The 26,140-nt window shown below is 58.8% G+C and carries 23 protein-coding genes; 11 read left to right on the top strand and 12 right to left on the bottom strand.

Going from position 1 to position 26,140, the window contains the following annotated elements; translation table 11 throughout:
- Nucleotides 1-168 precede the first annotated feature (168 nt).
- Both dksA and CFA77_RS04290 read left to right on the top strand, forming a co-directional pair.
- Nucleotides 169-585, top strand: a complete 417-nt coding sequence (dksA, locus tag CFA77_RS04285) for an RNA polymerase-binding protein DksA (RefSeq protein ID WP_034816146.1) — start codon at nt 169-171, stop codon at nt 583-585.
- A 243-nt stretch (nt 586-828) separates the two neighbouring features.
- Nucleotides 829-1,992, top strand: coding sequence for a FliM/FliN family flagellar motor switch protein (locus CFA77_RS04290; protein WP_206992404.1), 1,164 nt, complete (start codon nt 829-831; stop codon nt 1,990-1,992).
- Nucleotides 1,993-2,013: 21 nt separating this feature from the next.
- On the opposite strand, the gene CFA77_RS04295 is transcribed toward CFA77_RS04290, so the two are convergent.
- The 3 genes from CFA77_RS04295 to CFA77_RS04305 all read right to left on the bottom strand — a co-directional run bounded on the left by CFA77_RS04295 (nt 2,014) and on the right by CFA77_RS04305 (nt 5,599).
- Entirely contained in the window at nt 2,014-2,997 is a 984-nt protein-coding gene (locus CFA77_RS04295; RefSeq protein WP_242517485.1) for a TerC family protein, read from the bottom strand.
- Nucleotides 2,998-3,059: 62 nt separating this feature from the next.
- A complete protein-coding gene (locus tag CFA77_RS04300) occupies nt 3,060-3,707 on the bottom strand; it encodes a YceI family protein (RefSeq protein ID WP_206992405.1) in 648 nt (215 codons plus the stop codon).
- 2 nt (nt 3,708-3,709) lie between these two features.
- On the bottom strand, nt 3,710-5,599 hold the full coding sequence (locus tag CFA77_RS04305) for a DUF885 family protein (protein WP_206992406.1): 1,890 nt from the start codon (nt 5,597-5,599) through the stop codon (nt 3,710-3,712).
- Between the two features lie 197 nt (nt 5,600-5,796).
- Here CFA77_RS04305 and CFA77_RS04310 point away from each other — a divergent pair, with 197 nt between their 5' ends.
- Nucleotides 5,797-8,385, top strand: a complete 2,589-nt coding sequence (locus CFA77_RS04310) for a response regulator (protein ID WP_206992407.1) — start codon at nt 5,797-5,799, stop codon at nt 8,383-8,385.
- A 3-nt stretch (nt 8,386-8,388) separates the two neighbouring features.
- Here CFA77_RS04310 and CFA77_RS04315 read toward each other — a convergent pair whose 3' ends face one another.
- Nucleotides 8,389-9,117: an alpha/beta fold hydrolase gene (locus CFA77_RS04315; RefSeq protein WP_206992408.1), complete on the bottom strand. Its 729-nt coding sequence runs from the start codon at nt 9,115-9,117 to the stop codon at nt 8,389-8,391.
- An 80-nt stretch (nt 9,118-9,197) separates the two neighbouring features.
- Between CFA77_RS04315 and CFA77_RS04320 the strand changes: the two genes are divergently transcribed.
- The gene (locus CFA77_RS04320) at nt 9,198-9,815 is read left to right on the top strand and encodes a helix-turn-helix transcriptional regulator (RefSeq protein ID WP_206992409.1); all 618 of its coding nucleotides are present in this window, start codon (nt 9,198-9,200) and stop codon (nt 9,813-9,815) included.
- A 3-nt stretch (nt 9,816-9,818) separates the two neighbouring features.
- On the opposite strand, the gene CFA77_RS04325 is transcribed toward CFA77_RS04320, so the two are convergent.
- Nucleotides 9,819-11,618 (bottom strand): murein L,D-transpeptidase, encoded by a 1,800-nt coding sequence (locus tag CFA77_RS04325; RefSeq protein ID WP_206992410.1) that lies wholly within the window; start codon nt 11,616-11,618, stop codon nt 9,819-9,821.
- Between the two features lie 270 nt (nt 11,619-11,888).
- Between CFA77_RS04325 and CFA77_RS04330 the strand changes: the two genes are divergently transcribed.
- Entirely contained in the window at nt 11,889-12,818 is a 930-nt protein-coding gene (locus tag CFA77_RS04330) for a D-Ala-D-Ala carboxypeptidase family metallohydrolase (RefSeq protein WP_206992411.1), read from the top strand.
- Here CFA77_RS04330 and CFA77_RS04335 read toward each other — a convergent pair whose 3' ends face one another.
- The 3 genes from CFA77_RS04335 to CFA77_RS04345 form a co-directional block, all read right to left on the bottom strand.
- A complete protein-coding gene (locus tag CFA77_RS04335; RefSeq protein ID WP_206992412.1) occupies nt 12,819-13,355 on the bottom strand; it encodes a VOC family protein in 537 nt (178 codons plus the stop codon).
- A gap of 2 nt (nt 13,356-13,357) precedes the next feature.
- Nucleotides 13,358-13,999: a carboxymuconolactone decarboxylase family protein gene (locus tag CFA77_RS04340; protein ID WP_206992413.1), complete on the bottom strand. Its 642-nt coding sequence runs from the start codon at nt 13,997-13,999 to the stop codon at nt 13,358-13,360.
- Between the two features lie 110 nt (nt 14,000-14,109).
- Nucleotides 14,110-14,724 carry a hypothetical protein gene (locus tag CFA77_RS04345; RefSeq protein WP_206992414.1) on the bottom strand — a complete coding sequence of 205 codons (615 nt, stop codon included), beginning with the start codon at nt 14,722-14,724 and terminating at the stop codon, nt 14,110-14,112.
- Nucleotides 14,725-14,972: 248 nt separating this feature from the next.
- Here CFA77_RS04345 and CFA77_RS04350 point away from each other — a divergent pair, with 248 nt between their 5' ends.
- The 3 genes from CFA77_RS04350 (at nt 14,973) to CFA77_RS04360 (ending at nt 17,816) form a co-directional block, all read left to right on the top strand.
- On the top strand, nt 14,973-15,764 hold the full coding sequence (locus CFA77_RS04350) for a hypothetical protein (protein ID WP_206992415.1): 792 nt from the start codon (nt 14,973-14,975) through the stop codon (nt 15,762-15,764).
- A gap of 182 nt (nt 15,765-15,946) precedes the next feature.
- Nucleotides 15,947-16,738 carry an imm11 family protein gene (locus CFA77_RS04355; RefSeq protein WP_206992416.1) on the top strand — a complete coding sequence of 264 codons (792 nt, stop codon included), beginning with the start codon at nt 15,947-15,949 and terminating at the stop codon, nt 16,736-16,738.
- 169 nt (nt 16,739-16,907) lie between these two features.
- Nucleotides 16,908-17,816 (top strand): LysR family transcriptional regulator, encoded by a 909-nt coding sequence (locus CFA77_RS04360; RefSeq protein WP_034812669.1) that lies wholly within the window; start codon nt 16,908-16,910, stop codon nt 17,814-17,816.
- 348 nt (nt 17,817-18,164) lie between these two features.
- Here CFA77_RS04360 and CFA77_RS04365 read toward each other — a convergent pair whose 3' ends face one another.
- Nucleotides 18,165-18,629: a Dps family protein gene (locus tag CFA77_RS04365; RefSeq protein ID WP_034812667.1), complete on the bottom strand. Its 465-nt coding sequence runs from the start codon at nt 18,627-18,629 to the stop codon at nt 18,165-18,167.
- A gap of 104 nt (nt 18,630-18,733) precedes the next feature.
- On the bottom strand, nt 18,734-19,945 hold the full coding sequence (locus CFA77_RS04370) for a pyridoxal phosphate-dependent aminotransferase (protein ID WP_206992417.1): 1,212 nt from the start codon (nt 19,943-19,945) through the stop codon (nt 18,734-18,736).
- A gap of 259 nt (nt 19,946-20,204) precedes the next feature.
- Between CFA77_RS04370 and CFA77_RS04375 the strand changes: the two genes are divergently transcribed.
- Together CFA77_RS04375 and uvrC are read left to right on the top strand one after the other, a co-directional pair.
- Nucleotides 20,205-20,516, top strand: coding sequence for a hypothetical protein (locus CFA77_RS04375; RefSeq protein ID WP_206992418.1), 312 nt, complete (start codon nt 20,205-20,207; stop codon nt 20,514-20,516).
- A gap of 39 nt (nt 20,517-20,555) precedes the next feature.
- Entirely contained in the window at nt 20,556-22,430 is a 1,875-nt protein-coding gene (gene uvrC, locus CFA77_RS04380) for an excinuclease ABC subunit UvrC (RefSeq protein WP_206992419.1), read from the top strand.
- Here the strand turns inward: uvrC and CFA77_RS04385 are convergent.
- Nucleotides 22,427-22,987 carry a TetR/AcrR family transcriptional regulator gene (locus CFA77_RS04385; protein WP_242517486.1) on the bottom strand — a complete coding sequence of 187 codons (561 nt, stop codon included), beginning with the start codon at nt 22,985-22,987 and terminating at the stop codon, nt 22,427-22,429. The genes uvrC and CFA77_RS04385 overlap by 4 nt on opposite strands.
- Before the next feature lie 163 nt (nt 22,988-23,150).
- Between CFA77_RS04385 and CFA77_RS04390 the strand changes: the two genes are divergently transcribed.
- Complete coding sequence (locus CFA77_RS04390) at nt 23,151-24,473, top strand: oxygenase MpaB family protein (RefSeq protein ID WP_206992421.1); 1,323 nt, start codon at nt 23,151-23,153, stop codon at nt 24,471-24,473.
- Between the two features lie 63 nt (nt 24,474-24,536).
- Here the strand turns inward: CFA77_RS04390 and CFA77_RS04395 are convergent, their stop codons facing one another.
- A complete protein-coding gene (locus CFA77_RS04395; RefSeq protein WP_206992422.1) occupies nt 24,537-26,030 on the bottom strand; it encodes a M20 family peptidase in 1,494 nt (497 codons plus the stop codon).
- Nucleotides 26,031-26,140: the final 110 nt, after the last annotated feature.

Raw genomic sequence — 26,140 nt, forward strand, 5'->3', positions numbered from 1 at the left:
ACGGGAATAGTCGGTTTCAGGTGCCGAGGATCAGGGACAAACTCATGAAGATTACATGATTTCGCCTCAATTGTCTGAAAACATTGACAAAAATTACACAGCATCAGGAATTGCAGAGAATCGCTAGGCGGTCTATATCCGCCCCCAAACAGAGTAAGGTGATAAGCGATGAGTGTTGACCTTTCGGACGACTATCGCCCCTCGGATGACGAGGAGTTCATGAACGAGCGTCAGCTCGCCTTCTTCCGGCGGCTTCTGGAGAACTGGAAAGCCGATATCCTCGACGGTGCGAAGCAGACGATCAATAATTTGCAGGATGAGTCAGGTTCGTTGCCGGATATTGTCGATCGCGCTTCAGCAGAGAGCGACAAGGCTCTTGAGCTGCGTACCCGTGACCGTCAGCGCAAACTGATCTCCAAGATCGATTCCGCGCTGCGCCGCATTGATGACGGTTCCTACGGATATTGCGAAGTGACCGGCGAGCCAATTGGCCTGCGCCGTCTGGAAGCGCGTCCGACAGCAACGCTCAGCCTCGAAGCGCAGGAGCGCCACGAGCGCAAGGAACGCACGCTGCGCGACGACTGAGCCTGCGCAAAACCATTTCCGAATTAAAAAGCGGCGGTGATCCTGATCGGATCACCGCCGTTTTCATTTGCCCATCAACCCAACGCTTCGGCGGTTATGCTTGGAGCCTCATGCGTTGAGGACATAATGGCATCAAGGTCCAAAGGATGTCTTACAGCATGGTAATCAAGGCCTTAACGACGGCATGTGATATTTAACGCGAAGCGGACCTGCATTAACACTGGCGGAGTTTCGAGTGGAATCATGGCTGACAATGACCGCACCAAAGCGGAAATTCCTAACCAGTCGTTAACCGTATCTGACGCAAAACAGACTGGAACACGGAAGTCGGCTCACCGAACCATGACCAATGATCTGCCTCTTGCTGCCGATGACGGCTGGGACATGTCTCCCAGACGGGAAGCCGACATCATGCTCGACATGCCGACGACGTTCGAGCCAATCACACCGGATCGTCCAATCCCGACATCTCGCGGCGTGCTGAGCGCCGCCGAGATCGAGGCATTGTTGCGTCCCAACCTGGACGACATGCCAGAACCGGAACCCGAGCCTGTCAAAGTTACGGACGTTGATGTTCCGAATTTGCGCAAGCTGGCGCCGGCTGAACCGACCGAAATTACACAGGATGCGCGCCGTATTGCGTCCCGGCTGACTTTGGCGCTGAGAGATGGCTGCGGTCTGAAGGCGGCGGCGCTTGCCCGCGCCAGCGCGCGTGGCAGTTTTGACCAGGGACTGGCAACAGAATGCGCTGGTCGTGGCTCCGCCATTGCCTGCTATTCTGCGCCCGGTGGTGAAATTGCGGCGATGCTGGTGATCAGCGCGTCGCTCGCAAATGCACTCATTGAGACTGCCTGTGGCGGAAAGCCGACACAGGGGCATCACCGCGCCCTGACGCCGATGGATGCTGCGCTCCTCGAAGGCCTGGTACGCCCCCTGGGAGCGGCGCTGGCATCCTCACTGAAATTCTCTCGCATCGAAACCGATGCGGAGTTCGCCTGCGCCCTTGCCGGACCGGGCATGACATCCATTCTCGATCTCGATGTGCGCGTCGATGACATCAAGATGCCGGCGCGCCTGATCCTAGCTGAGGATGACCTGTTTGACCTGTCCAGCGATGTGCCGACGACGCGCTCGCAACAGCGCATCTCCCGCGACGTCGCTCCGGTTGTTGGGGCAGGGGCCATGACGGCTGTGCTGACGGCGCGCGTGGCATCCCTCAGCGTACCCATGTCACGCCTTGCCAATCTCAAGCCGGGTTCAACCCTGCTGCTGGGCCTGCCAGCCGATCAGCCCGTTGAGCTGCTGACCGGTGGCCGCGATGGCGCTGTTGTTGCCGAAGGCGAGATTGGCCGGAAGGGCAATCGGATGGCGGTGCGCATCAATCGGCGGACAGCCCTTCTGCGCTAGGCAGGGGCTGCCCAACAATTGCTACATATTGGCTTCAGCGCCCGCTTTCGACGCTTCTTCGGTGCCTCCACCCAGAATTTCAGCCTCGCGCTGCGCCCAGAGGCGGCGCTGGTAGCGTACTGAGATGATGTCAGTGACCACCAGTACGAAGATGACGAGGTAGAAGGAAGACTTCGACATGGCTTCGATCGTGTAGTCGAACAGTTTCAAGTGGGCGAGATGTGCGCCCTCGGTGACCAGAAGAACGCCGACGAGAAACAGGATGAACAGGCCCATGACCTCATACATCCGGTTTTTCTTCAGGAAGTCCGCCACCGCGTTTGCCATCAACGCCATGACGATGCCTGACGCGATGATCGCAATTGCCATCAACCAGACTTGGTAGTCCTTGCCCGGCCGGCATGCGACCGCATCTGCTATTGGCTGAGCGATCAGGGCTTCCTTACAATCGGTGACCGTGCCCTTGAACGTGCCAATCGTTTCACCAGCGGAATTCACGATGCGCGCGATTTCCTCATTCGCAATGGCCATGGCCGACAGGATGGAGTCGAACGAGAAGACGAGGTTCATTGCCACGATAAGGCCAATTGCCTGCAACACAGATTTCGACTTGCCGCCCTCGCTGTGTTCGATGTGCTCCACCGTCAACATGTGGGAGATTTCCTTGATCGCCGTGTAGATGATGAAGGCCCCACCGACGAAGGTGATCATGCTCTGGAAGGTGAACTCTCCCTCGATTATTCCTGATAGATGGAAGCCGAACAAAGGCTCGGCCAGAGCATCGAACAGCGCGACGATGACGAAGAGCAGGACGATCCGGAACAGCACTGCGAGGCCGATGCCCCATTGGCGCACCATCGGCGCTTTTGCTTCGCCGACCCGTTTTGATTCGATGGAAATGTAGAGCAAATTGTCGAAGCCGAGCACGGCCTGAAGCAACAATAGCATGAATAACGTAAACAGGCCCGATACGGAGAAGACCTCCGCCAACATTTCACCCAGCATCCCCGAATCTCCTGATGTTAGTTCTGATCCTGTTCCCTGATAGGGAGGGTAGACCCGTCAGATCAAGTTACGCCGGGAGTCTTTAACAGTTCCGCCTCGATTTCAACGCGCACCATATCTGTGATCAGTCCGCTGAACCGGCTGATGCCGAAAACGGTCCGGTCGATCTCCGTGGTAGCCGAGAATCCGGCCACTTGCGCGTTGCGTAGCCGGTCGAAGCCCGCGCCATTGAATGCCACGGCCAGAGTGACCGGGGCATTCTTTCCATGCAGGGTCAGGATGCCTTCGACGTCCGCTGTGGTTTCGCTGGTCATCACGATGCGAGTCGATTGGAACCGGGCCTCGGGGAAGTTGGCGGCGTTGAACCAGTCTGCTCCCATAAGCGTTTCGGCAAACTCGTCATTTGCGATGTCGAGCGAACTCATGTCCACCCTGCCTTCGACCTTCGCATCGGCTGGATTGTCAGCGGCGCCGCTCAGCTGAACATCAAATCGTTCGAACCGACCAATATAAGTCGAGTAGCCCAGATGATCGATCTTGAAGGTGAGGGCGGCGTGAGCCGGATCCAGCTGCCAGTTGCCGCCCTCCAATTTCACGACGTCCGTGGTGACGTTCGGTTTGAGCACCGGCGCCAGCACAGATGTACACGCAGCCAGCCCCGCCAGTGCGACAGAAGCGAAACAGGCGGGACCGAAGCTGCGTGAAGTCATGATCAGTCTTCCTTTTTCTCGGCGACCCAAGCCATGACATTCTCTTCCAGAATGCTCAGGGGCACGGGGCCATCCTTCAGGATAACATCGTGGAATTCGGCGATGTCGAATGACTCACCAAGTTCCCCCTTGGCTTGTTCGCGCAACTCGAGAATTTTGAGCATACCGATTTTGTAGGCCGTTGCCTGTCCCGGCATCACGATGTAGCGCTCAATGGCCTTCTTCGCGTCACCTTCCGGGTTGGGCGTATTGTCAAGCAAATACTGGATCGCCTCTTCGCGGGTCCATTGTTTGTCATGGATGCCTGTATCGACGACCAGGCGTGCTGCGCGCCAGATCTCCATCGCAAGTCGTCCGAAATCGTCATACGGGTCGGAATAGTAGCCCATCTCTTTTGGCAGGAATTCCGAATAGAGGCCCCAACCTTCGGAGAAGGCAGTATAGCCGCCATACTTGCGGAAGCTCGGAATGCCTTCCAGCTCCTGCGCAATGGCGATCTGCATGTGGTGGCCTGGAATGCCTTCATGGAAGGCGAGGGCCTGCAACTGGTAGGTCGGCATATCCTGCATGCGATAGAGGTTGGCATAGTAAGTGCCGGGCCGGCTGCCATCCGGGGCAGGGCGGGAATAGAAGGCCTTGCCGGCGGATTTCTCGCGGAATGGTTCGACCGCTTTGACGATCATGTCAGCCTTGGGGAATGTGTTGAATACGCTGGGCAGGTCGACCTTCATAAGCTCGATTTGGGCGCGAGCTTCGGCCAGATAGGCCTCGCGGCCTTCTTCAGTGTTGGGAAGATAGAATTGCTCATCTGTTCGCATGAACTCGAAGAATTCCTTCAGCGTGCCCTCGAATCCGACCTTCGCCATGATCCCGCGCATTTCCTCATGGATGCGAGCCACCTCGTCAAGGCCGAGCTGGTGGACTTCTGCCGCGCTCTTGTCGGTCGTCGTCATCCGCTTCAGACGCATCGCATAATAGGCGTCGCCCTCGGGCAGCTTCCATGCGCCATCCTCTGTGGTCGCGCTTTTGGCCTGCTCGGTCATGGTCGCGATGAGGTTTTCATAGGCCGGGCCGACCGCTGATGTGAGGGCGGTGGTGGCATCAGCGAGCAGCTTAGCCGCCTGAACATCGTCAATCGTTCCGGCCTCAACAAGTCCGGAGACCTTGCTGCGGAAATCCTTCATCAGTGGGCTGTCTTCGCTGCCATCACTCACATCGGTCGTGAAGGGATAGCCGGTGATTACGCCCTTGGAATCGTTCAGTACATAGGGGTAAGCGAAGGCGGGTGGCATGATACCGAGGCTGGCGGAATATTCCGCATTTTCAATGTTTTGCGCCAGGTAAGTTTCCACGCCTTCGAGGCGGGCCACATAGGCCTCCGCATCGGACAGGCTGGTCACGCCATGCTGGTTGACCAAGAAGGCCGGAATGCCGGACTGGACGCCGCGCATCTGGTCGAAAACATAATCATAGTGGCGATACGGAAATCCGGCTTCTGCTTCGGCCAGCTCATATTCGGCGAGCCGCCAGGACAGTTTGGCCTGATCATTCAGTAGGTCAAAATCAAAGAGTGTTTTCATCTCAGCGATATTGGCGCGCTGGATTTCCATATCTTCGATAGCCTTGGCGTCGGAGACGTCATTCCATTTGTCATAGTCGGTCTTCACACCGAGATAGGTCTGGTACATCGGGTTGCGGTCCAGAGTTTCCTGGAACTTGTCCTCGAACCATTCATTCAGCCGGGCGCTTTCGGCCGCGACCAGTTCGCTCCGGTCGGCTTGGGTTGGCGCAGGCGGCATTTCAGCGACAGGAGGCGGCAGCGTTGTGTCATCCGCGCTTTGGCAGGCGCCGAGCAGCAGGAGCGCTGCGATTGCTGTTGAAGTTCGTCTCATGAAAAGCTCCGATTCCACTGTGATTTCTGTAATTTTCAACGTTTGTCTTAACGCCTTTTTCGCTTTCATTAACCTTTGTCGTGCCACATTTGGTACACTAGGATTCCGTATGACTGAGTCGGCAGTGATGCCGAACGGAAAAGGCGTAGAGTGCTGGCCTGACCTTGGCGGCTGGCAACAGGAGTGTAAAGCGACCAATGGATTTTCAAATGCAGGCGAAGGCCGCTCCCGCTGACGATCAGGATACCACCGCTGAAACAAGCGAAGTGACTGAGCGCGGACGCGTGGATTTCATGCAGCTTTCGTTCTGGGTCTGCCTGCTCGTTTCGATTGCTGCGGCCAGTGTTGCGCTTGCCTGGCCAAATGCTTCGGGCGCGCCTGGTCCGATCCTGCTGATTGCGATGGCCTCTGGTGGACTGGTATTCTTGCTGTGGAGCGTACGCGGCGCTGGCCGGATGCTGGGCTTGTTCCCGGAGCGAGGCTCGATTGCGCGCGCCGCTCAAGCGGCGACGCCGCGCTTTGGCTGGATCGAGGCGCTGGATGAATCGGTCCTGATTGCCGATCAGGGGGGGGCGCCTGTTGCGGCCAATACATCTTATCGCGAGCTGACAAGCCTTGCGCTGATCGGCTCCCAAGCCGAAGGCGCTCCGGTGACCGTGGATCGCCTGTTCGGTGCCAATCCAGGTCTGGCCGCACCGGTTTACCGCCTGTCCAAGGGGGCGAAGGCCGGTCATGCGCGCCGCGAAATCCTGCCGCCGATCACGATCGGCCCGGAGCGTGTGCCCGCCCAGTTCGAAATCACTGTGTCGCCGCTACCGCGTGACAAAGTACTCTGGCGCATTCGTCCGATCGCCGGCGAGCGCGAAGCGACCGGCGCGGCCGACTTGAAATCGCTTTATGTCGAAGACGCGCCGATGGGCTTCTTCGCTGCGCGCCCGGATGGCACGATCACTTATGCCAATGGCTGGCTGCGCGATATGCTGGGTCTGCCGGAAACGGCCAAGAATATTCGTATCGACGACATCATGCGCCCTGAGTTCGTGAAGATGCTCTCGCGTGACCGCAAGTCCGGCGTGCCGGGCCGGGTCGACATCCAGCTGCGCGGACGTGATGGTGTTGAGCGCCCGGTTCAGGCGATTACGACCTGGTCGGGCAAGGGCGCGGACGCGACCGGACGCACGATCATTCTGGCTAGCCAGCAAGTCATGAACACCGGCGAGGAAGGCTTCCGCATTTCGACTGCGTCGCGCCCACCGCGTCCGGATGGTGATCCGATGTTTGATGATGCGCCCTTTGGAGCGGTGCGCCTCGAGGGCGGCAGCGTAGACAGCGCAATCATCATGGATGCCAACCGTTCGCTGATGGACCTGACCGAGGGCAAAGCCGCGCCGGGCGGCAAGTTCTCTGAATTGTTTGCCCCGGAAGAAGGCGAAGATGCACTCAAGAGCCTGCTCATTGATGCCATCGACAAGCCAGTGAACCTGAAACTGGTTGGAGAAGAGCCCAAGCACGTAAACGTCTTCGTGGCGCTTGACGGCGCAGGCCGTCCCTCGGTGGCCTATGTCATGGACATCACCGAACAGCGCCAGCTGGAAATGCGTCTGGCGCACGGTGAGAAGATGCAGGCCATCGGACAACTGGCCGGCGGCGTCGCGCATGATTTCAACAACGTGCTGCAAGGCATCATCCTGAACAATGAACAGCTGATGGTTCACCACCCTCTGGGAGATCCATCCTATTCCAATCTGAAATCGATCCACGAATTCTCGATCCGTGCGAAAGACCTTGTGAAGATGCTGCTCGCCTATGCGCGCCAGCAGACCTTCAAGCGCGAAGTGTTTGCGGTGACGGACTTCATGTCTGAATTCTCGATCCTCTTGCGCCAGTTGCTGGATGAGCGGATCGAACTGGACGTCAAGCATGGCCGCGATGTGCCTTACATCAAGGCCGACAAAAACCAGCTTGAGAACGCACTGTTCAACCTTGCCACCAATGCGCGCGACGCGATGCTCAGCCACAAGAATGGTGGCAAGCTGACAATCCGCACGGCGCGCGCCACCGGCAAGGAAGCCCAGGACAAGGGCTTCGCCTTTGTGAGCGATGGCGACTATATGCTGATCGAAGTGGAAGATAGCGGTCACGGCATGCCGAAAGACGTCATGGACAAGATCTTCCAGCCCTTCTTCACGACGAAGGAAGCTGGCGTCGGCACAGGTCTCGGGCTTGCGACGGTCTACGGCATCATCAAGCAGTCGGGCGGCTATATCTGCACCACTTCCAGCGTAGGCAAGGGCACAACGTTCCACATCTATCTTCCCGCGCTCAAGGCAGAGGAAATACCTGAGCCGGTGGACATGGCGCAGGCCGAGAAAATTGCCAGCCAGCCGGTGGATATTTCCGGTCGCGGTCGCATCCTGTTGATCGAGGACGAAGATGGCGTGCGCGGCATTGCCGCCTCCTTGCTACGGTCGAGCGGCTATGAAGTCGAAGAGGCCTGCGATGGCGAAGAAGCGATGGAAATTCTCGAGGACAATCCGGAAAGTTTTGATCTTGTCATTTCCGATGTGGTGATGCCGGGCAAGGATGGTCCGACGCTGATCCGCGAAGCCAAGGATCTGCTGGGTCATGCCCGCGTGATCTTCATCTCCGGCTATGCCGAGCGCGACATTGCCAAACAGTTGGACGACGACCGTGCGGTCTCGTTCCTGCCGAAGCCGTTCACAGTCCGCCAGCTGGCCGAGCGCGTGAAACAGGAACTGGGCAGCCCGAAGAAGGAAGCTGCCTGAAACTCAGGCCCAGTGTGATTGGAGCAGGGTAGCGAACTCGGTTGCCCGCTCCGCACAGGCCCAATGTCCGGCGCCGCGCTCGACATGCAGCGGCACGTTCCAGCGTTTGGAAAATCGTTCGCCCACAGAGAGGTCGACATAAGGGTCCGTCTCGCCCCAGAATAACTGGCCGCGCTCCGGCAGATTTTCGAGACCCTTCACCCATTCATCCGAGAAGCGCAGGCCGGCCGCTGACCGGTAGAGGCGAAGAATGCTCTGCCGCATCGTCTTGTCGATGAGCGGAACTTCCTGCTCGGCCAGGCTGCGCGGCATGCCGCCGGAAACCAGTGCAGGAAGGAGCCGTTTCTTGTTGCGCATGCCCAGCATGACAAGCTCACCCAGCACAGGCGTTGCCCAGCGCCTCGCCAGCGAGTGGCCGCGATAGTCGGGGTCGATCACCGCATTGGTGACACACCAACTGCTTACAAGATCCGGCCTGAGGGACACGGCGCGCAGGGTCAGCAGTGCGCCCCAGTCATGGCCGACAATATCGACATTGCCACCGGCCGCTTCCATCTGCTCGACCAGCCAGTTCGCGTAGGCGTCCTTGGTTGCGCTGAACCCGTCCGGACGCGGGCAGCCGAAGCCGGGTAGGGCGGGGGCGCGATAGTCATCGGCGCCGAGACCGAGCGCCGCAATCAGTGGCTCCCACAGATGCGGCGTATCCGGAACGCCATGTATGAACAGTTTCATTGCCATTTCCCCACCTCTTGCTTGACAATAGGTGAATATTCCTATTTAGCGGCAGGTGCAACCTTTGGGAAAATTATCCCATGAAACATCGTGATATCTGGCGGGGGCTTGATGCCCTTGCTGCGCATCATGGGCTGACGCCGTCTGGACTGGCACGCCGGGCCGGGCTGGATCCGACGGCCTTCAATCCTTCCAAGCGGGAAGGGGCTGATGGACGTCCGCGCTGGCCGTCCACGGAAAGCCTTGCGCGCGTCCTGGAATCTGTTGGCAGTCGGTTTGAGGATTTTGCCGCCTTGGTCGATGGTCGGCGCGGAGCGATTGCCCCCCTGATAGGCTTTGCGCAAGCCGGGCAGGACGGCTTCTTCGATGATTCCGGGTTTCCGGTTGGCGGGGGCTGGGAGGAGGTTCGGTTTCCGGGGCTGGAAACGGAGTCGGTTTACGCATTGGAGATCAGCGGAGATTCCATGGAGCCGGCCTATCGGGCCGGGGACCGGATTATCGTGTCGCCGGGTTCCGAAGTGAAACCGGGCGATCGGGTGGTGGCAAAAACTGTTGGTGGCGAAGTGATGGCCAAGGTCCTGGCGCGCAAGAATACGCGCACAGTTGAACTGGCCTCGTTGAACCCGGCCTATCCCGTGCGCAGTTTCAAACCGTCAGAGATTGCCTGGCTCGCCCGTATTCTCTGGGCGAGCCAGTAAGGCTTATCCCTTGCGTTGGTCGGATGTCGCTTGAGCCAGTTCCTCATCCTGGGCGGGCTGGTAGAGTGGGGCATATTTGTCGACCATCTCGATGCCGTCTTCTTCGTGATAGACGTCACGCCAAAAATTCGGCTCCCCGTCTTCGTCCACTGTGACGGTCATGTAGGTGATGTGAATCTGGGTTTCGGACTTGAACTCGATTCGTTCCGGATTTGACCCTTCGAGCGCCTCCGATACATCCCTGGATGTGATTTCCGGGTCATGCGCCGCAATCCATTTCGCCATGTCTTCAGGCCTTTCCAGACGGACGCAGCCTGAACTGAACGTGCGCTGGGCCCTGTCAAACAGGCTCACGCCGGGCGTGCCATGGAGATAGACAGAATACTGATTGGGAAAGATGATTTTCAGATCGCCCAGCGCATTGTTCGCGCCAGGGCCTTGGACCAGTTGGTAGTTGTCGGCGGCGACTGGATCGGTCCAGTCTACCGAGGCGGCGGAGACAGACTGACCCGTGGCTCGTTCAATCACCCTGAAATTCTTGCGGGCGGCATAGGACGGGTCCTTGGCCAGCTTTGGCAGCTTGTCGCGGCGCACGATGCTGACCGGGGCATACCAGCGCGGATTTGCGACTGCGTATTCCACCTGGTCGGAGAAAACCGGGGTTTCACGGCTGGGCATGCCAACAATGGTCTTCATCGCGATTTCGCGACGGTTGTGACGCCAACCTTCGGCGGTGAAGGATGGAATATTGGCCCAGATATACTGGTCACCCAGATCATCATAATGACGCCAGCGATTCATCGTGTCGGCGATCCGGTCGATTTTGGAGTCGACACTCTCATTCAGCGCCGCAAGCGTGTTCCGGCCCACAACACCGTCATCCTCAAGGCCGTGATGGCGCTGGAAGTCCTTCAGGGCGCTCTGAAGACGCTCATCAAACACGATCTCCGTAGCGGATGTGCCGTCATCATTTTTCGAAGCCATGCTGATGGCGGACAGCAAATCGCCTGCCCATGTCTCGGGCGTGTAATAGCCTTCCGCTTCCAGGCGGTCGCGCAGGGCCGGAATACGTGGGTCTTCGTCGTCCAGTTCAATCGCTTCCCCATCCGGGATGGCGAGCCAGCCGCCCTCCGACCGGATTTCGCGATACTGTTTCAGCTGTTTCTTGAGACGATTATATTGGGGGTGCACAGGTTCGAGCTCGGAAAGGATGTCGTCGGCATCGCCCCGCGCCGCCTTGATCAGGCTTTTCTGCACAGTGGATTTGGAGGGCGCATCGGTCTTCGATTTTGCCGCTTCGCCATTATCGGACAATCCTCCGCTTACGGCAGAGGCCATGCGGATCCAGGCTGCGGTCAGTTGCAGATCGGCTGTGGCGCGAATCTCGTCGCTGTCGCCTTTCAGGCGCTTGGCTGCGATCTTGTTGAGGTTGGCTTTCGAGACGTCGGATGGGACGAGGCCGTATGAGAAGAGATCACTGCGCGCGCGCTTCAGCGAGCGGATCCCTTTCTCGGTCCAGATCGGCTTGAAGACATTCTGAGCATAGGCGGCGCGCACTGTGGTCAGGACACCAGCTTCGGTCTCACTGCCCAATTCGCGCTCCAGCCAGTCATTCAGGATCAGGGTCTGGATGGCAGAGGCTTTTTCCGCTTCAAGTTCGCCGCCCATGGCCTCTTTCTCGCTCAGGTCGGCCAGCTGCACAGTATCGGCGGGCGCGGCATGCTGGGCGCTGGCGGGAATGGCGGTCAGCAGGCCAGCGGTCGCGAGGAGGGTTGATGCAAGAAGTCGGCGATGCGTACGCATAAATAATCTCCAAAATACTCTTGTTAGAGAAGAGCGCGGCCGCCGCAGCAGGCTGGCCTGGCCGGTCGGGAAGACTGGCGGAACTCTTCGCGGTGTTGCTGGATAAACCGATCGCGCCCGTTCCGGTTCCGAATTACGGCTCTGAAAAACATCAGAAAAAGTATGGCACTATTTGCGCTCTGATGCGTTTGAGGGGGCATGCGTAATGGTTAAAGTGATGCGTGCCTGCTCAGACCAGACAAGAGGACCAGACCCATATTTTCCGCGTTCATGAAATTCATCTTCCTGCCCTGGATCATCGCATCGGCGGAGCTGCACCCGGTCCAGCCGGTCGACAAGACTGAGACCGTCAAGACAGGTGCTGGCGTCGAGATTACCGTAAACGGAACACGCTCTGCGCTGCCGCTGATCTCTGTTTCCGCCATGCCGGGGGAGGAGATCAGGCTGGCCATTCCCGAAGATGCCCGTATTGAGATTTCTGATGGAAAATTGAGCCGTGACGCGGCGGAGATTGCCTGGACCGCTCCGGAGGCGCCGGGGATGGCCGACATGAAGATCTCCCATCGCGGCGCTGAAACCCGCCTGAACCTGCTGGTGCTGACGCCGTTCGAGAATGGCGTGGATGACAGCTTGAATGGCTATCGGATTGGAATGTATGCCCGACCGTTGCGGGACCTTCCTTCCTATGCCGTGCCCAAGGGGTTTATCGACCTGACGGCGATGTCGGAGGATCTGCGCGTTTCGCCCAATTTCCAGCTCGGCCAGTTCCGCTGCAAGCAGCAGCCGGGACATGAGCCGACCTATCTGCTGATGCAGCCGGAAATGCTGGTGAAGCTCGAAACCCTTCTTGCCGCTGCCAATGAGAAGGGCTGGGAAGCGGATACTTTCTTCGTGATGAGTGGCTATCGCACGCCGTTCTATAATGCGGCCATTGGCAATACGACGACTTCATCGCGCCATTTGTATGGTGATGCCGCCGATATCTATATTGATCAGGACCGGGACGGGCAGATGGATGATCTCGACGGCAATGGCCGGATCGACAAGGAAGATGCCCGCGCGCTGGTCAAGCTGATTGACGAACTTGCCGCCGAGCAGCCCGAAGGTTGGGTCGTGGGCGGCGCATCGGCCTATGGATCGAATGCGGCGCATGGGCCGTTCGTGCATGTCGATACGAGAGGCTATTCGGCGCGCTGGTAGTTAGCTGACGGTTTTCTCGGCATTCCACATTTGCATGAAGGCCGGCGGCGGAGAGGGTTTGAACTCGGTTTCCGACAAGGCGTCCAGCGCGCGTTGGCGGTCGGCCTCGGTGAAGGTGCCGGAGGTCAGGCAGAATTCCACTGCATTGTCGTTCGGGTCCTTCGTATAGATCGAGTGACACCAATTATGGTCGATCTCGAACACGTCGAGCCCGGCGGCGAGCCATTTCTGTTTCCAGCTTTCCAGTTCTTCCTTCGTATCCACCGAGAAAGAATAATGATTTGTACCCGGCGGGAGTTTGGCGGCGGCGTTGATGTCGTAGACATAATCGTCGCTACCATCGGTCTCGTGCAATTCCCAGAAGGCGATGAAGCGGCTGTCATCGCCATCCATCCGATAGAAGAAATGCTTGCCCCAGCCGCCGCCCATGATTGGGGCGACTTCGACCTTGACCAGTTCAAAGCCCATGATGCCTTCATAGAATGCATGCGTGGCTTTCATGTCTTTCGCGGCGAGCGCGAGATGATGATAGGCCATGTTCAGTTTCCTCCCTTGTCGACCATCGACATGACATCTGTATCCGATCCATCCGGCGCAGCGATTTCGACGACGCGTTCATCCACATCATCATATTCCAGTTTCAGTGCACGGCTCATGATGGCGTGCATCATATAGGTGCAGGTGATGTAGGTGAATTCTAGGATTTCCTCGTCTGACAATTCCGCTTTCAGGGCCTCGAACACACCATCGGGCACGCGGCCGCGTTGCAGGACCAGGCCGTCCGTATAGGCGAGCACGGCGCGTTCCAGCGGGCTGAAACAGTCTGCGACCTGCCAGTGGGGAATGGCGGCGATCTGATCTTCGGTCAGGCCGGCATCGCGGCTGGCCTTGCAATGCTGAGAGAAGACAAATTGTGAGCCGACGGCAAAGCCGGCGCGGATCTGGCCGAGTTCGCGCAGTTTCGGATCGAGTTTGCGGTTCTTTGAGCGGTAGAACTGAAAGCCTTCGGTCGTGTGCTTGAAGGCATCCGGCACAATGTTGAAAACTGTCCACCAGTTTCCGGGCGTTCCGGTTGCGGTGCCGGGCTCGGCAATCGGGTCCCGGTCTTCAAACAGCAAATCGAAAATCTGGTTCGCGAACGGATTTCCGGCTTCGCGGCCCGCCTGTTTCAGTCGTGGCATACGCGTATCCTCCCGGTCGGGAGTGTACCACCACGCGGAAAGAATGACAGGCATGACAAGGGGCCGTCACGCGAGGGAAACGGGCGAACAGGGCAGGTTTTCAGGGGGAGTCAGCCAGAGCTTTCCCATGTTTCCAGCCCGGCGCTGATCTGCGCGGGCAACATGGCGGCCAGCGCGCCAAGCTCAGGCGAGAGGCGAAAGGCGGGCGTTGCTGCGCCGACCGTTGGCTTGGGCTCGCCGTTTTTCTGCAGGTGGTTGAGGGTGCGGGCGAGGCGGGTCGCGTGCGCTTCGGGCGCGGCAATCACGCGCCGGAGCGCAGCAATGCGGGCCATCAGCTTGTGGGGGGAAACGGGTCCATAACTGGTACCGGAAATGTCCGGAAAGCCGCCGGGGCCTTCAAAGGCCTGGCGCGCGGGCAGCAGTTTTAGCCGTCTGGGGGAGAGGCGCGGGAAGATGGCCAGTTCGACGCCTTCGGGCAGGTCGGGCTCTGGTGCGGGATTGGCCGGTCGCGGCAGGGTCGGGGCGGGGGACAGGCTGAGCGCCATGACAAGGATCAGACGGCGGACGATTGTCTCAAGAATGCGGAGCCGGCCGGAGACGCGCTGCGCCAGGCCGCGCCCGATCCGCTTCGGCCCCAGATGCAGGTTCGCCAGCGCCGACGCACCCATCACGGCAAGGGCAGCGTGTTCCAACCCGCGTTTGAGAATGTCGGTCTGCGCATCCATGCGGGAAGTATGGGGGAAGGGGCTATCAGACGGATAGGGATTTAAGTTCGGGTGTCTCTCCTGCTTGGCCAGCTCAAGCGCAATTGTCAGGCTTGAGGTTCACATCCTCCAGCAGTACGAATGATTACTGCATAGAGGTTGCCGAGGGAGAAGTTTCTCTGAAGCAGGCCGAGAGCGGTGATGCACAAAAGAAGAAAGGTCTGTGATATATGAGAGATCCCATTCCGGATCCCAGCGATCCGCACCCCATGAGTGATTCCGACATGTCGCGCATGGTGCATTTCGATAAATTACCGGGCGTGGTCCAGGATCTCGTGCGAGATATGCCGGTCTGGCAGACCCACCCTGCCGCGCTCAACAGGGTAGCTGTCACAATTTTCGTGCCGGACAATCTGGCAACGGAAGATGAAACTGACTTCTGTTTGCTTCACCCCATGACGGAAGAATGCTTTCTGAATGCGTTGATGCCCACAGACCTTGATCCATTACACCGGCAGTGGCCACGTCCGGGAAAGGGCTTTGAGAGTGTAAAGGAGGCGTCGCTTGTCCTTCGCTTGGACGCCGAATTTTTCGATACGCAGGAAGAGGCCGACGAGTATTTCCGGGACGATCCAATTACCATTGCGAGGTTGAGGAATTGCCTGCTTGCCCGTCCGGAGGGCACCCGGAAGCTTCTGAGCCTTTTCGAAGACCAGTTAAGTGTTCGTGAGGCCACATATGATGAGGCCTTGCTGAATGATATAGCGCCGCAACTGACGGCGATGGACGTTACAGTTGTTCTGGATGCGATTGATCTGGAGCGTTCGTCTTACAGTATTGAGAAGCTCGGCAATGGCTATTTTTTTCTCAGTAAGTTCAAGAGTATGCATCTTCGGCCAGAGGTGACGAAAGGTCAGCTTCTGTTCCGGCCTGATCGGCAGCGCTACCAGATGTGCGTTGCCAAGTCCGTATTTCCTGAACTTGAGGCGGTGTCCCCAAACATCGGATTCAAATCCCTGGTCGCAGGATATCTCCCTGAGTCCACTATTTTGCAGTGGTGATTTTTGTATGCAGAATTGCCCAATGCGATTGCCTCTCCACCAGAAACCTCAAAGGCGTTCACCATCTGGCGGGTATCGCTTTGCTCAATCCATCCTATACGAACGCTTGCTGTAGGAAGTATCTCAAACAAGGTCTGTGATATATGAGGCGTCCCATTCCGGATCCCAGCGATCCGCACCCCATGAGTGATTACGACATGTCGCGCATGGTGCATTTCGATAGATTACCGGGCGTGGTCCAGGATCTCGTGCGAGATATGCCGGTCTGGCAGACCCACCCTGCCGCGCTTGACCAGGAAGCTGTCACAATTTTCGTGCCGGACAATTTGGCAACGGAAGATGAAGCTGACTTCTGTTTGCTTTCCCCCGGGATGGATGAGTGTTTTTTGAACGCGTTGATGCCCACAGATCTTGATCCATTACGCCAGCAGTGGCCAAGTCCGGGAAAGGGCTTTGAGAGTGTAAAGGAGGCGTCGCTTGTCCTTCGCTTGGACGCCGAATTTTTCGACACGCAGGAAGAGGCCGACGAGTATTTTCGGCATGACCCGATCACCATCATAGATTTGAGGAATTGCCTGCTTGCGCGCCCGGAGGGCACCCGGAAGCTTCTGAGCCTTTTCGAAGACCAGTTAAGTGTTCGTGAGGCCACATATGATGAGGCCTTGCTGAATGACATAGCGCCGCAACTGACGGCGATGGACGTTACAGTTGTTCTGGATGCGATTGATCTGGAGCGTTCGTCTTACAGTATTGAGAAGCTCGGCAATGGCTATTTTTTGGTCAATAAGTTCAAGAGCATGCATCTTCGACCAGAGGTGACGAAAGATCAGCTTCTGTTCCGGCTTGGTCGGGCGGAGCACAAGGTGTGCGTTGCCAAGTCTGTATTTCCTGAACTTGAGGCGGTGTCCCCAAACATCAGATTCAAGACCCTGGTCGCAGGATATGTCCCTGAGTCCTCCATTTTGCAGTGGTGATTTTTGTATGCAGAATTGCCCAATGCGATTGCCTCTCCACCAGAAACCTCAAAGGCGTTCACCATCTGGCGGGTATCGCTTGGCTCAATCCGCCTTACAGGTTGCGCCGCTGCCGCCGCCCGCATTCTCTGCTTGCCGTGGGGTCATTTAGGCGTCACAAACGCTCCCCATGGATTGGGGTAAGCTGAAATCATTTCACGCGGCGGCCGAAGCGGGCAGCCTGACGTCTGCCGGCGAGCGGCTGGGCATTTCGCAGTCGGCCGTCTCGCGCCAGATTGCGGCGCTGGAAGAGGCGCTGGGCGTCTCCCTGTTCCAGCGGCATGCGCGCGGCCTGGTGCTGACCGATAGTGGCCACACGCTGTTCCGCTCAACCATGGAAATGGCGACGGCGGCGCAGTCGGCCAATGCCTTGCTGAAGGACCAGCAGGAGACCCCACAGGGCGAATTGATCGTGGCGGCGCCGGTGGCGTTCGGCTCGACCTGGCTGGTGCCGCGCCTGGGCGGGTTTGCCCGCAAGCATCCGGACATGAATCTCGACCTGCGCCTTGATGACAGCCGCGAATATGACCTGCTGAAGCTGGAGGCCGAATGCGCCATCCGCCTGTGGGCGGCGGACAAGGCGGACCTGATCCAGCGCAAGCTGGGCACGGTGGCGACCAATCTCTATGCCTCGCCGGAATATCTCAAAGCCTATGGCATGCCACGCACGCCGCAGGACCTCGATAATCACCGGATCATTGCCTATGGCGATGAAAGCTCGATGCTGGATGTGATGAGCTTTGCCTGCCGTGTGGGCCGGGATGACAGCCCGCCGCGCCAGGCCGCACTGAAGGTGAACAATGTGTTCGCCATGTTGCGGGCCGTGGATGCCGGGCTGGGGATTGCCGACGTGCCGGACTATATGGCCGGGACCATGCCGCGGCTTGTGAAAGTGTTGCCGGAGACGGTCGGCCCGATCTTCGATCTCTACTTTATCTATCCGAGCGATCTGCGCCGCTCGAAGCGCGTGTCGGCCTTCCGGGACTTCATCACCGCAGAGACCGAGATCCTGCGCCGTCCGGCTATGCGTCAGAATTAGTCAGAAATGCGACATCCATGCATAAGTGCATGAAAGCTTTGCTGTCATGTTGGTTGTAATCATCGGGGGAGAGGTTATCTACCACGCATGCCAAGGGCCTCGGGCATTAACCCAATCATTCCTCCGATTGGGCGTTTCCTCCCCCCTACGGGGCCCGATACTTACAGCCCGGCGCGTTCATTCGCTGCCGGGCCTTTTTTTGCCTTGAATTCAGGGCTCTAACGGCCGCTTTTTCATTAACTGAATGCAAGATTGCCGCGCCTCATGGGCGCGGTCAAGCCCATGAGGCACGGCAAGTGTTGTGCAGTGCAATATGCAGGATGCGCCAATCCAGTATTGGCGGGCGGATCAGAGGTTCGCGCGCAGCATCCAGGCTGTTTTTTCTGCGATCGCCGCGCGCTGCGTCATCAGGTCTGCGGTTACCGCGTCACCATTGTCTTCGGCAATTTTCAGGCCTGCCTTGCCAGCGCGGCTGACGGCTTCATGCCCTTTGACCAGATTCTCGACCATCGTGTCGGCATCCGGAATGCCATTGTCGGGCTTGATCGTGGCTGGCTCTACCATTTCTGCAGGTGATGTCGGGGCGAAATGGCCCAGCGCGCGGATGCGTTCGGCAATCTCGTCCAGCGCCATCCACAGTTCATTATACTGTGTCTCGAACATGGTGTGCAGGCTGTTGAAGCGCGGACCGGTGACATTCCAGTGATATCCGTGGGTCTTGGAATAGAGTGCATAAGTCTCCGCCAGCAGAACGCGCAGGGCGTCAGCGGACGTATTACGGGCTTCGTCGTTCAAACCGATATCTACAGGCATGGGGTAACTCCTTTGTCTCTCTTATCAAAGACGTAAGAGCCCCGATCGTTCCATGCCAATCAATAGGGGGAAGGCCGGATATAGGATTGTTCTATAGCAGTTTCCTATGTCAGATTTGCGCAGAAACGCTGGATGCGCGTGAGGGCTTCCTGCAGCGCCTCGGTTGAGGTGGCATAGGACACGCGGAAGGCCGGGGACAGGCCGAACGCCTCGCCGAAGACGATGGCCACCTTTTCCTGCTCCAGCAATTCGGCAGCGAAATCCTTGTCGCTTTCAATCTTCTTGCCGGATGGGCTGGTCTTGCCGATGACGCCCGCGCAGGACGGATAGACATAGAAGGCGCCTTCCGGCGTGGGGCAGGTGATTCCTTCGGCGGCGTTGAGGCCGGCGACCACCATATCGCGGCGCTGCTGGTAGACGGCGCGGCGTGTGGGCAGGAAATCCTGTGGGCCGTTCAGCGCTTCGACGGCGGCCCACTGGCTGATCGAGCAGGGATTGGATGTGGTCTGGCTGATCACCTTGCGCATGGCGGTGATCAATTTTTCCGGGCCGCCCGCATAGCCGATGCGCCAGCCGGTCATGGCATAGGCCTTGGAGACGCCATTTACGGTGAGCGTGCGCTCGTACAGGGCGGGCTCGACCTGGGCGATCGTGAAGTATTTGAAGTCGTCATAGACGAGGTGTTCGTACATGTCGTCGGTCAGAACCCAGACATGCGGATGGCGCAGCAGGACATCGGCGAGGCCGCGCAGCTCAGCCTCGGTATAGGCGGCGCCGGTCGGGTTGGATGGCGAGTTCAGGAGCAGCCACTTGGTGTTCGGGGTGATGGCGGCCTCGAGGGCTTCGGGTGTCAGTTTGTACTGGGCATTCGGGCCGCATTCGATGGCGACGGGCGTGCCGCTGGCGAGCAGGACCATGTCTGGATACGACACCCAATAGGGGGCCGGGATGATGACTTCGTCGCCGGGGTTCAGGGTGGCGAGGAAGGCATTGTAGATGACCGGCTTGCCACCCGGCGCAATGTGGATCTGGCTGGGCGTGTAGGTGAGGTCGTTCTCGCGCTGGAACTTGGCGCAGATCGCCTCCTTCAGCTCCGGGATGCCATCGGCGGGCGTGTATTTGGTCTTGCCATCGCGAATCGCCTGGATGGCGGCGTCCTTGATATTGTCCGGCGTGTCAAAGTCCGGCTCGCCCGCGCCAAGACCAATCACGTCATGTCCGGCCCGTTTCAGCTCATTGGCCTTGGTGGTGACGGCGATGGTGGCAGATGGCTTTACGCGGTCGAGGGCATCGGAGAAGTGGAAGGTGTCGGACATGAGGTTTTCCCGTGAAGTGTCACGCGCGGCGGCGTTTGCCTTCGCTTAATCCTGAGGGCCCCGGCCCGCAAGGGGAGGGCGAGGGTAATTCTGACGCACGGGCCTCAAGGGCCGGCCTCAAAGCCTTTCTGAGGCCTTAACAACATTCCCCAAATCACCTGCGCGCTTGGGCCAGACTATTAGCCTTGTTTTGGCATGATGCAGGATTATGCAACCCAGTCGAAAGGCGGTCCCGAAAAGGGATCAGTGATACGGAGCCATGAGCATTTCATCGAGTATGGACCTGTTGAATCGGGTTCTGGACAAGGTCGCCGAAGTGGCCAATGAGGCCTATCTCGAATTCTCACGTTGGGTCGATCGTCTCGACGACATGGAGAAGCTGTTCTTCATGGTCGTGTTCATTCTGATATTGTTCATGCTGATCCTGGTGCGGGCAGGGCGTCGCAAGGCCGACCCGGCACGGGGGCGATCCTTCGTCTCGTCGATCGTCCTGGTGATGCTGTTCAGCTTCGGTGCGGGATGGATGATTGATTCCCGGTTTGACGTTCAGGATGTAATCAACTTCTTCTGAGGCTCGCATCCCCGGCCAAGCCGGACTATCTGTTGAGGCATGAACCCGACTGATTCCGGCGCAGCGTCCCTACGGGGCATTGACGTCATCAAGGACAATCTCAAACGACTGCCTGCAAAGCCGGGCGTCTATCGCATGTTCGGTGAGCATGACGATGTCCTGTATGTGGGCAAGGCGCGCGACCTGAAGGCGCGGGTCTCGAACTATGCGCGGCTCGGCGGTCATACCCAGCGGATCGCCCGCATGATCTCCATGACCAAGCGGATGGAGTTCGTGGTCACCGAGACGGAGACCGAAGCGCTGCTGCTGGAAGCGAGTCTCATCAAGAGCCTTAAGCCGCGTTTCAACGTATTGCTGCGTGACGACAAATCGTTTCCCTACATCCTGATCCGCCGGGACCATGAAGCGCCCCAGATCAAGAAGTATCGCGGGTCCAAGATGGATCAGGGCGACTATTTCGGTCCGTTCGCCAGTGCCGGGTCTGTCATGCGGACGCTGGACACATTGCAGAAAGCCTTCCTGCTGCGCACCTGTGAGGACAGTGTCTACAGTGTGCGCACGCGGCCCTGCATGTTGCACCAGATCAAGCGCTGTGCGGCGCCCTGCGTCGGGCTGATCGAGACCGAGGACTATCAGGCCCTTGCCGATCAGGCGGCAGACTTCCTGCGCGGAAAGGGGGCCGACCTGCAAAAGCGTCTCGCTGCCGATATGGAAGCGGCGGCAGATGACATGGAATTTGAACGTGCGGCGCGGTTGCGCGACCGGATCCGGGCGCTGGCCCATGTGCGTGCCAGTCAGGATGTGAACCCGGAAGACATCGAAGAGGCAGATGTGTTCGCCATCGAGATGGATGGCGGGGTCTCCTGTGTGCAGGTCTTCTTCATCCGGGCGGGACAGAACTGGGGGGCGACCGCGCACTATCCACGCCATGAGCGTGAGCAGACACCGGAAGAAGTGCTGTCGGCCTTCCTCGTGCAATTCTATGACAAGCGCCCGCCGCCAAAGCTGATCCTTGTGAACAAATTACCGGACCAGGCCGAACTGATCGCTGACGCGCTTGAGCTGAAAGCCGGGCGCAAGGTGGAAGTGCGTCGTCCCGAACGGGGCAGCAAGAAGGACCTTGTCACCCAGGCCGCGCGCAACGCGGGGGAAGCCCTGTCGCGCAAGCTGGCCGAGACGGCCAGCCAGACGCGCCTGTTGGCCGAAGTGGCGAAAGTGTTCGAGCTGGAGACTCCTCCGGAGCGTATCGAGATCTACGACAATTCTCACATTCAGGGTACAAACGCCGTGGGCGGAATGGTGGTTGCCGGTCCGGAAGGCTTCATCAAGAACGCGTATCGCAAGTTCAATATCAAGGATACGAGCATCGAGCCGGGCGATGATTACGGCATGATGCGCGAGGTGATGCGACGGCGGTTTTCCCGCGCCCTGAAAGAGCGCGAAGAGGGCAATGGCACAAACTGGCCAGACCTTGTTCTGATTGATGGTGGGTTGGGGCAATTGAACGCCGTGATCGAGGCGTTGGCCGGAATTGGCGTGACCCCGGAAGATGTAAACCTCGTCTCCATCGCCAAGGGCGTGGACCGGAATGCCGGACGGGAACAATTCTTCCGGCCGGGCCGCGCGCCCTTCAAGTTGCCGGAAACCGCCCCAGTGCTCTATTACCTTCAGCGCCTGCGCGACGAGGCCCATCGCTGGGCGATTGGCGCACATCGGGCAAAACGCTCTGCTGCAATCAAGACCTCACCCTTGGACGAGATCGAAGGGGTCGGTCCGACGCGGAAGAAGGCTCTGCTTCACCATTTCGGATCGGCCAAGGGCGTCTCGCGCGCGAAGGTCGCCGACTTGATGGAAGTGGACGGCGTCAACGAAGCTTTGGCCGAACGCATTTGGGGCCATTTCAATAGCGGCTAAGCTGACCGCGCAGTGGTGCGTGTCATCAGGCTTTCGATATAGCTTTCCACCAGATGGACGAGTTCATCTTCCAGAATGTTCGCATCGAGTTCCAATTCCGGTTCTGCGGCAGCCGCTCTCAGCAATTGCACGACAGTGTGTGTCAGGATGAAAGCCGCTTCCCGGCCGTGGGGGAAATCGAAACTTTGCTGCCCACTGATGGATTCAAGGAAGGCAAAATGCTGACGGCTCATGACATCGCTGCCGCCAGAGCGAAACAGGACGTCTGAGAGGATGAGCCGTGTTTGAGGCGAACCTGTGGGGCCATGCATCAGTGCCCGGATGACAGCACGTACGGGTGATGTCTCAGGGGAATCCAGAACAATCTTCGTGATCATTTTGCGGACATTGTCGCTTTGGCGCTGACTGAGCGCAAAGAGGATGGCTTCCCGGTCGGCAAAATACTGGTAGAGCGTGCCAATACTGACGCCAGCGCGCTCAGCGATGTGGTTTGTGGTTAAATTTGTGAGACCATCCGATTCCAAAAGCTGAAACGTTGCTTCCAGAATGGCTTCCACCGTTGCCTGAGCTCGGGCTTGCCTTGGTTTTCTTCTATTTTTTTCAGTCACTTGTGCATTCCGATTTGCTTGACCCTGCGTACATCCTGATGCGAGTGGAATATCTGAGCTTTGCTTACATTATAGGGCGGCGACTGCCAAGAACACTACAGGAGGCGTCTGAATGCATCCCTCGCTCGCGCAGGTTCACGACCGGATTGAGCTGCAGAAATCAGCCTTGCCTCAAATGTATGGCGATGTCGATTTCACGCAGACACCAGAACGCTACACTCAGGATGTAGCGGAAAGTTCACTACCGCCATCGCTGCACAATATGGCGCCGCCTCCAGCGGATATGGTTGCGCGGGTCAAGGCCTATACGATGTTGGGGGATGTGACGGCTGATGCCTATGCGGCCCTGATGGGTGAGTATGGTTTCAGGCGGCTCGTGGATTTGTTGACGACGGCTTGCGATGAGGGGCTGGAAGCTGTGCCCGATGCGCCGCCGGAACTGGTGGCCCTGATCACGGAAATGGAAACCAGGCCGGACTGGTTGGACATGGACATGGTGCGGAAGGGCGCGGCGCTGAACCGCCTCCCCATGGCGGTGACGTCCCCGTGGATGATCCGGGGGGCGTTCCTTGCAACCTTCATGAACAAGTATACCGCGCTACCCATGGCGATTACGGGCACGCTCGGCTACTCGACGTCTGCGCGCCGCGTCAACGAGACGGCGACTTTCTTTACGGTGACCACGCTGCCCGGTGCGCTGGAGCCGCGTGGCGAGGGCTTCAAGGCCGCTGCCATGGTGCGGCTGATGCATTCCATGGTCCGGTTCAACATCCTGCGCAAGATGAAAAGCTGGGACGTGTCCGTGTACGGCATTCCGGTGCCACAAGTCGACCAGATGCCAGCTGGCCTGATCGATGTGTTCCTGCTCGCCTACCAGATGTTGGATGAGGGGCGTACCGAGTTCACTGCGGATGAGCGCGCCCGTGTCGAGTTCAGCCGCTATCGCTGTTACCTGCTCGGCCTGCCGGAAGATTTGCTGATGGACACGCCGCAGGGCATTGTTGACATCATGAATGCCCGGGGCGCGTCCATCCGCCAGGGCTTTGACGACGAGACTTGTGGCACACTGGTGCGCGCCACGCTGGAGGCGTATTTGCCACCAGACCGCAAGCTCGGTCACCGCATATTCAACGCACTGGAAAAGCGGCTCGCGCGGCTGGTCCTGGTGAAACACTTTCTTGGCGGTGACAGCCAGAAAGCGCGTGAGATTGGCGTGCCAGTCGGGCCGCTGGACTATGCGGTGGCGATGGGCCTGTTCCCTTACATCTCGGCCAAGATGGCACTGTACCGGTTTGCCCTTTCCGTGCCCGGATTACGCGGCATTGCGGATCGGCGACTGACGGCGCGTATCCGCAAGTTGCTGAAACGCTACGGCCATGCCGAGTTCACATCAGATGCTGAAGCTTACCGTCCTGCAGTCCCCGTGGCTGCATGACGGTGGGAGGGGAGTTTGGTGCCCCCCGAGGGACCCGGGTGGGCGGGGGGCATCAAACGTTTTTTAGTCCCCACTATCCATTGCCACAATGATCTGGGCATAGCCTTCCGACAGGCGTTTCATGTTCTCGACCGCGAGACGTTCATTGGTGCCGTGAAAGCCTGAAAGGTCGGTCGGGTTCAGCACGGACGGCGCGAAGCGGTAGACGCTGTCGGTGATGGCGCTGGCATAGCGGGCATCCGTGGCACCCAGCACCAGGCCGGGTGCAACTGCGGCGCCGCCGCCTTGCGCTTCGGCTACGCTGGCGAGCACGGCATAGGCCTTGTTGTCGGTAGGCGAGACTGGCGATGCTTCGCTGCCGCTGATGCCGCCGTCGGAGACCGTCACCTCAATCCCCTTGATGTCAGACGTGACGTCTTTCACGTGTTTGATCACGTCCTCGACCGTATTGTTCGGGTGCACACGGAAATTCACGGTCGCCATGGCGCGCTGGGCCAGAACATTTTCCTTGGCAGAGCCGGCCAGCATGGTGGGCGCCGTGGTCGTGCGGATCATGGCATTGCCGGCCGGGATATCGGCCATGGCGGAATCCACGCTGCCTGCGAACAGCCAGAGATTGGCAAAGGCCATCTTCTGCATGAAGGGCAGGTCCGGGGCGGAGACGCGGAAAAGATCAGACACCGGAGGTTTGGAAAAGTCGGCTGGCATCTGATTCTCATCCAGCGCAACAATGGCGCGAGCGAGACGGACCGCAGCAGAGTCGCGTGGCGGTGTGGATGAATGCCCGCCCTCGGCCAGCGCGGTCAGGGTGAGCGTCAGATAGCCTTTCTCGGAGACGCCGATATAGGCCATTGGCTTTCCGGTCAGCGGGGAAGGGTCAATAATCGCAAAGCCTTCGTCCAGTGCCATGACCGGCGAGATGCCGCGTGATTTCAGCAGGGCGATACCAGCCTCGGCACCATTGCCGAGCACTTCCTCGTCATGGCCAAACATGATGAGGACGGTGCGCTTGGGCTGGAACCCGTTTGCGGCGAGCGCGTCAGCCGCTTCCATCAGGGCGACCAGGCTGCCCTTGTCGTCAAGCGCGCCGCGACCGTAGACATAGCCGTCGACGATCTCGCCTGCGAAGGGCGCGCCGGTCCAGTCGTCCTCAGTGCCGATGTTCACCGGTACGACGTCCTGGTGGGCCATCAGCAGCAACGGGTCGAGCGAGGGATCTGATCCTTCCCATGTGTAGAGCAGGGACAGGGTACCGGGCACGAGTTCACGGTTCATGGCGGCGTGCGCGGCGGGATAGGTCGTCTCCAACCAGTCATGCAATTCCAGCCACGGGCCTTCCTGACCGACGCGCGGGTCGCCGGAAGCGACCGTGATCGTGCGGAACTGGATGGCTTCGCTCAGATGGCTTGCGGCGCGATCTGCGGAGACCTCGGGCACAGGGGGAAGCTCTACGCGTTCGCCCGTCGCCGCGCCGCCATATGTGAATGTGCGGAACAGGATCACCGCCACCAGAAGCACAATGAGCGCGACGACCCCGAACAAGATTTTCTTCAGCATTGGCCCATTTCCTCCCGGCACATCTTTTATCCGGTGTCAGGCCCGACCGGCGCGACGTCAACCGTTCCGGCAATAAAAAAATGACTTGGCCGTCACGTTTTTACCGGGCA

It is taken from the genome of Hyphomonas sp. KY3 (assembly GCF_017309975.1).
Classification (GTDB): domain Bacteria; phylum Pseudomonadota; class Alphaproteobacteria; order Caulobacterales; family Hyphomonadaceae; genus Hyphomonas.

Coding starts and splice junctions, on each gene's coding strand:
- CFA77_RS04350 (WP_206992415.1), top strand. CDS start 14,973: ATGAGTGATTCCGACATGTCGCGCATGGTGCATTTCGATAAATTACCG.
- uvrC (WP_206992419.1), top strand. CDS start 20,556: ATGAACCCGACTGATTCCGGCGCAGCGTCCCTACGGGGCATTGACGTC.
- CFA77_RS04325 (WP_206992410.1), bottom strand. CDS start 11,618: ATGCGTACGCATCGCCGACTTCTTGCATCAACCCTCCTCGCGACCGCT.
- CFA77_RS04315 (WP_206992408.1), bottom strand. CDS start 9,117: ATGAAACTGTTCATACATGGCGTTCCGGATACGCCGCATCTGTGGGAG.
- CFA77_RS04320 (WP_206992409.1), top strand. CDS start 9,198: ATGAAACATCGTGATATCTGGCGGGGGCTTGATGCCCTTGCTGCGCAT.
- CFA77_RS04295 (WP_242517485.1), bottom strand. CDS start 2,997: ATGCTGGGTGAAATGTTGGCGGAGGTCTTCTCCGTATCGGGCCTGTTT.
- CFA77_RS04345 (WP_206992414.1), bottom strand. CDS start 14,724: ATGGATGCGCAGACCGACATTCTCAAACGCGGGTTGGAACACGCTGCC.
- CFA77_RS04300 (WP_206992405.1), bottom strand. CDS start 3,707: ATGACTTCACGCAGCTTCGGTCCCGCCTGTTTCGCTTCTGTCGCACTG.
- CFA77_RS04395 (WP_206992422.1), bottom strand. CDS start 26,030: ATGCTGAAGAAAATCTTGTTCGGGGTCGTCGCGCTCATTGTGCTTCTG.
- CFA77_RS04360 (WP_034812669.1), top strand. CDS start 16,908: ATGGATTGGGGTAAGCTGAAATCATTTCACGCGGCGGCCGAAGCGGGC.
- CFA77_RS04305 (WP_206992406.1), bottom strand. CDS start 5,599: ATGAGACGAACTTCAACAGCAATCGCAGCGCTCCTGCTGCTCGGCGCC.
- CFA77_RS04340 (WP_206992413.1), bottom strand. CDS start 13,999: ATGCCACGACTGAAACAGGCGGGCCGCGAAGCCGGAAATCCGTTCGCG.
- CFA77_RS04370 (WP_206992417.1), bottom strand. CDS start 19,945: ATGTCCGACACCTTCCACTTCTCCGATGCCCTCGACCGCGTAAAGCCA.
- CFA77_RS04390 (WP_206992421.1), top strand. CDS start 23,151: ATGCATCCCTCGCTCGCGCAGGTTCACGACCGGATTGAGCTGCAGAAA.
- CFA77_RS04310 (WP_206992407.1), top strand. CDS start 5,797: ATGGATTTTCAAATGCAGGCGAAGGCCGCTCCCGCTGACGATCAGGAT.
- CFA77_RS04355 (WP_206992416.1), top strand. CDS start 15,947: ATGAGTGATTACGACATGTCGCGCATGGTGCATTTCGATAGATTACCG.
- CFA77_RS04330 (WP_206992411.1), top strand. CDS start 11,889: ATGAAATTCATCTTCCTGCCCTGGATCATCGCATCGGCGGAGCTGCAC.
- CFA77_RS04335 (WP_206992412.1), bottom strand. CDS start 13,355: ATGGCCTATCATCATCTCGCGCTCGCCGCGAAAGACATGAAAGCCACG.
- CFA77_RS04290 (WP_206992404.1), top strand. CDS start 829: ATGGCTGACAATGACCGCACCAAAGCGGAAATTCCTAACCAGTCGTTA.
- CFA77_RS04365 (WP_034812667.1), bottom strand. CDS start 18,629: ATGCCTGTAGATATCGGTTTGAACGACGAAGCCCGTAATACGTCCGCT.
- dksA (WP_034816146.1), top strand. CDS start 169: ATGAGTGTTGACCTTTCGGACGACTATCGCCCCTCGGATGACGAGGAG.
- CFA77_RS04375 (WP_206992418.1), top strand. CDS start 20,205: ATGAGCATTTCATCGAGTATGGACCTGTTGAATCGGGTTCTGGACAAG.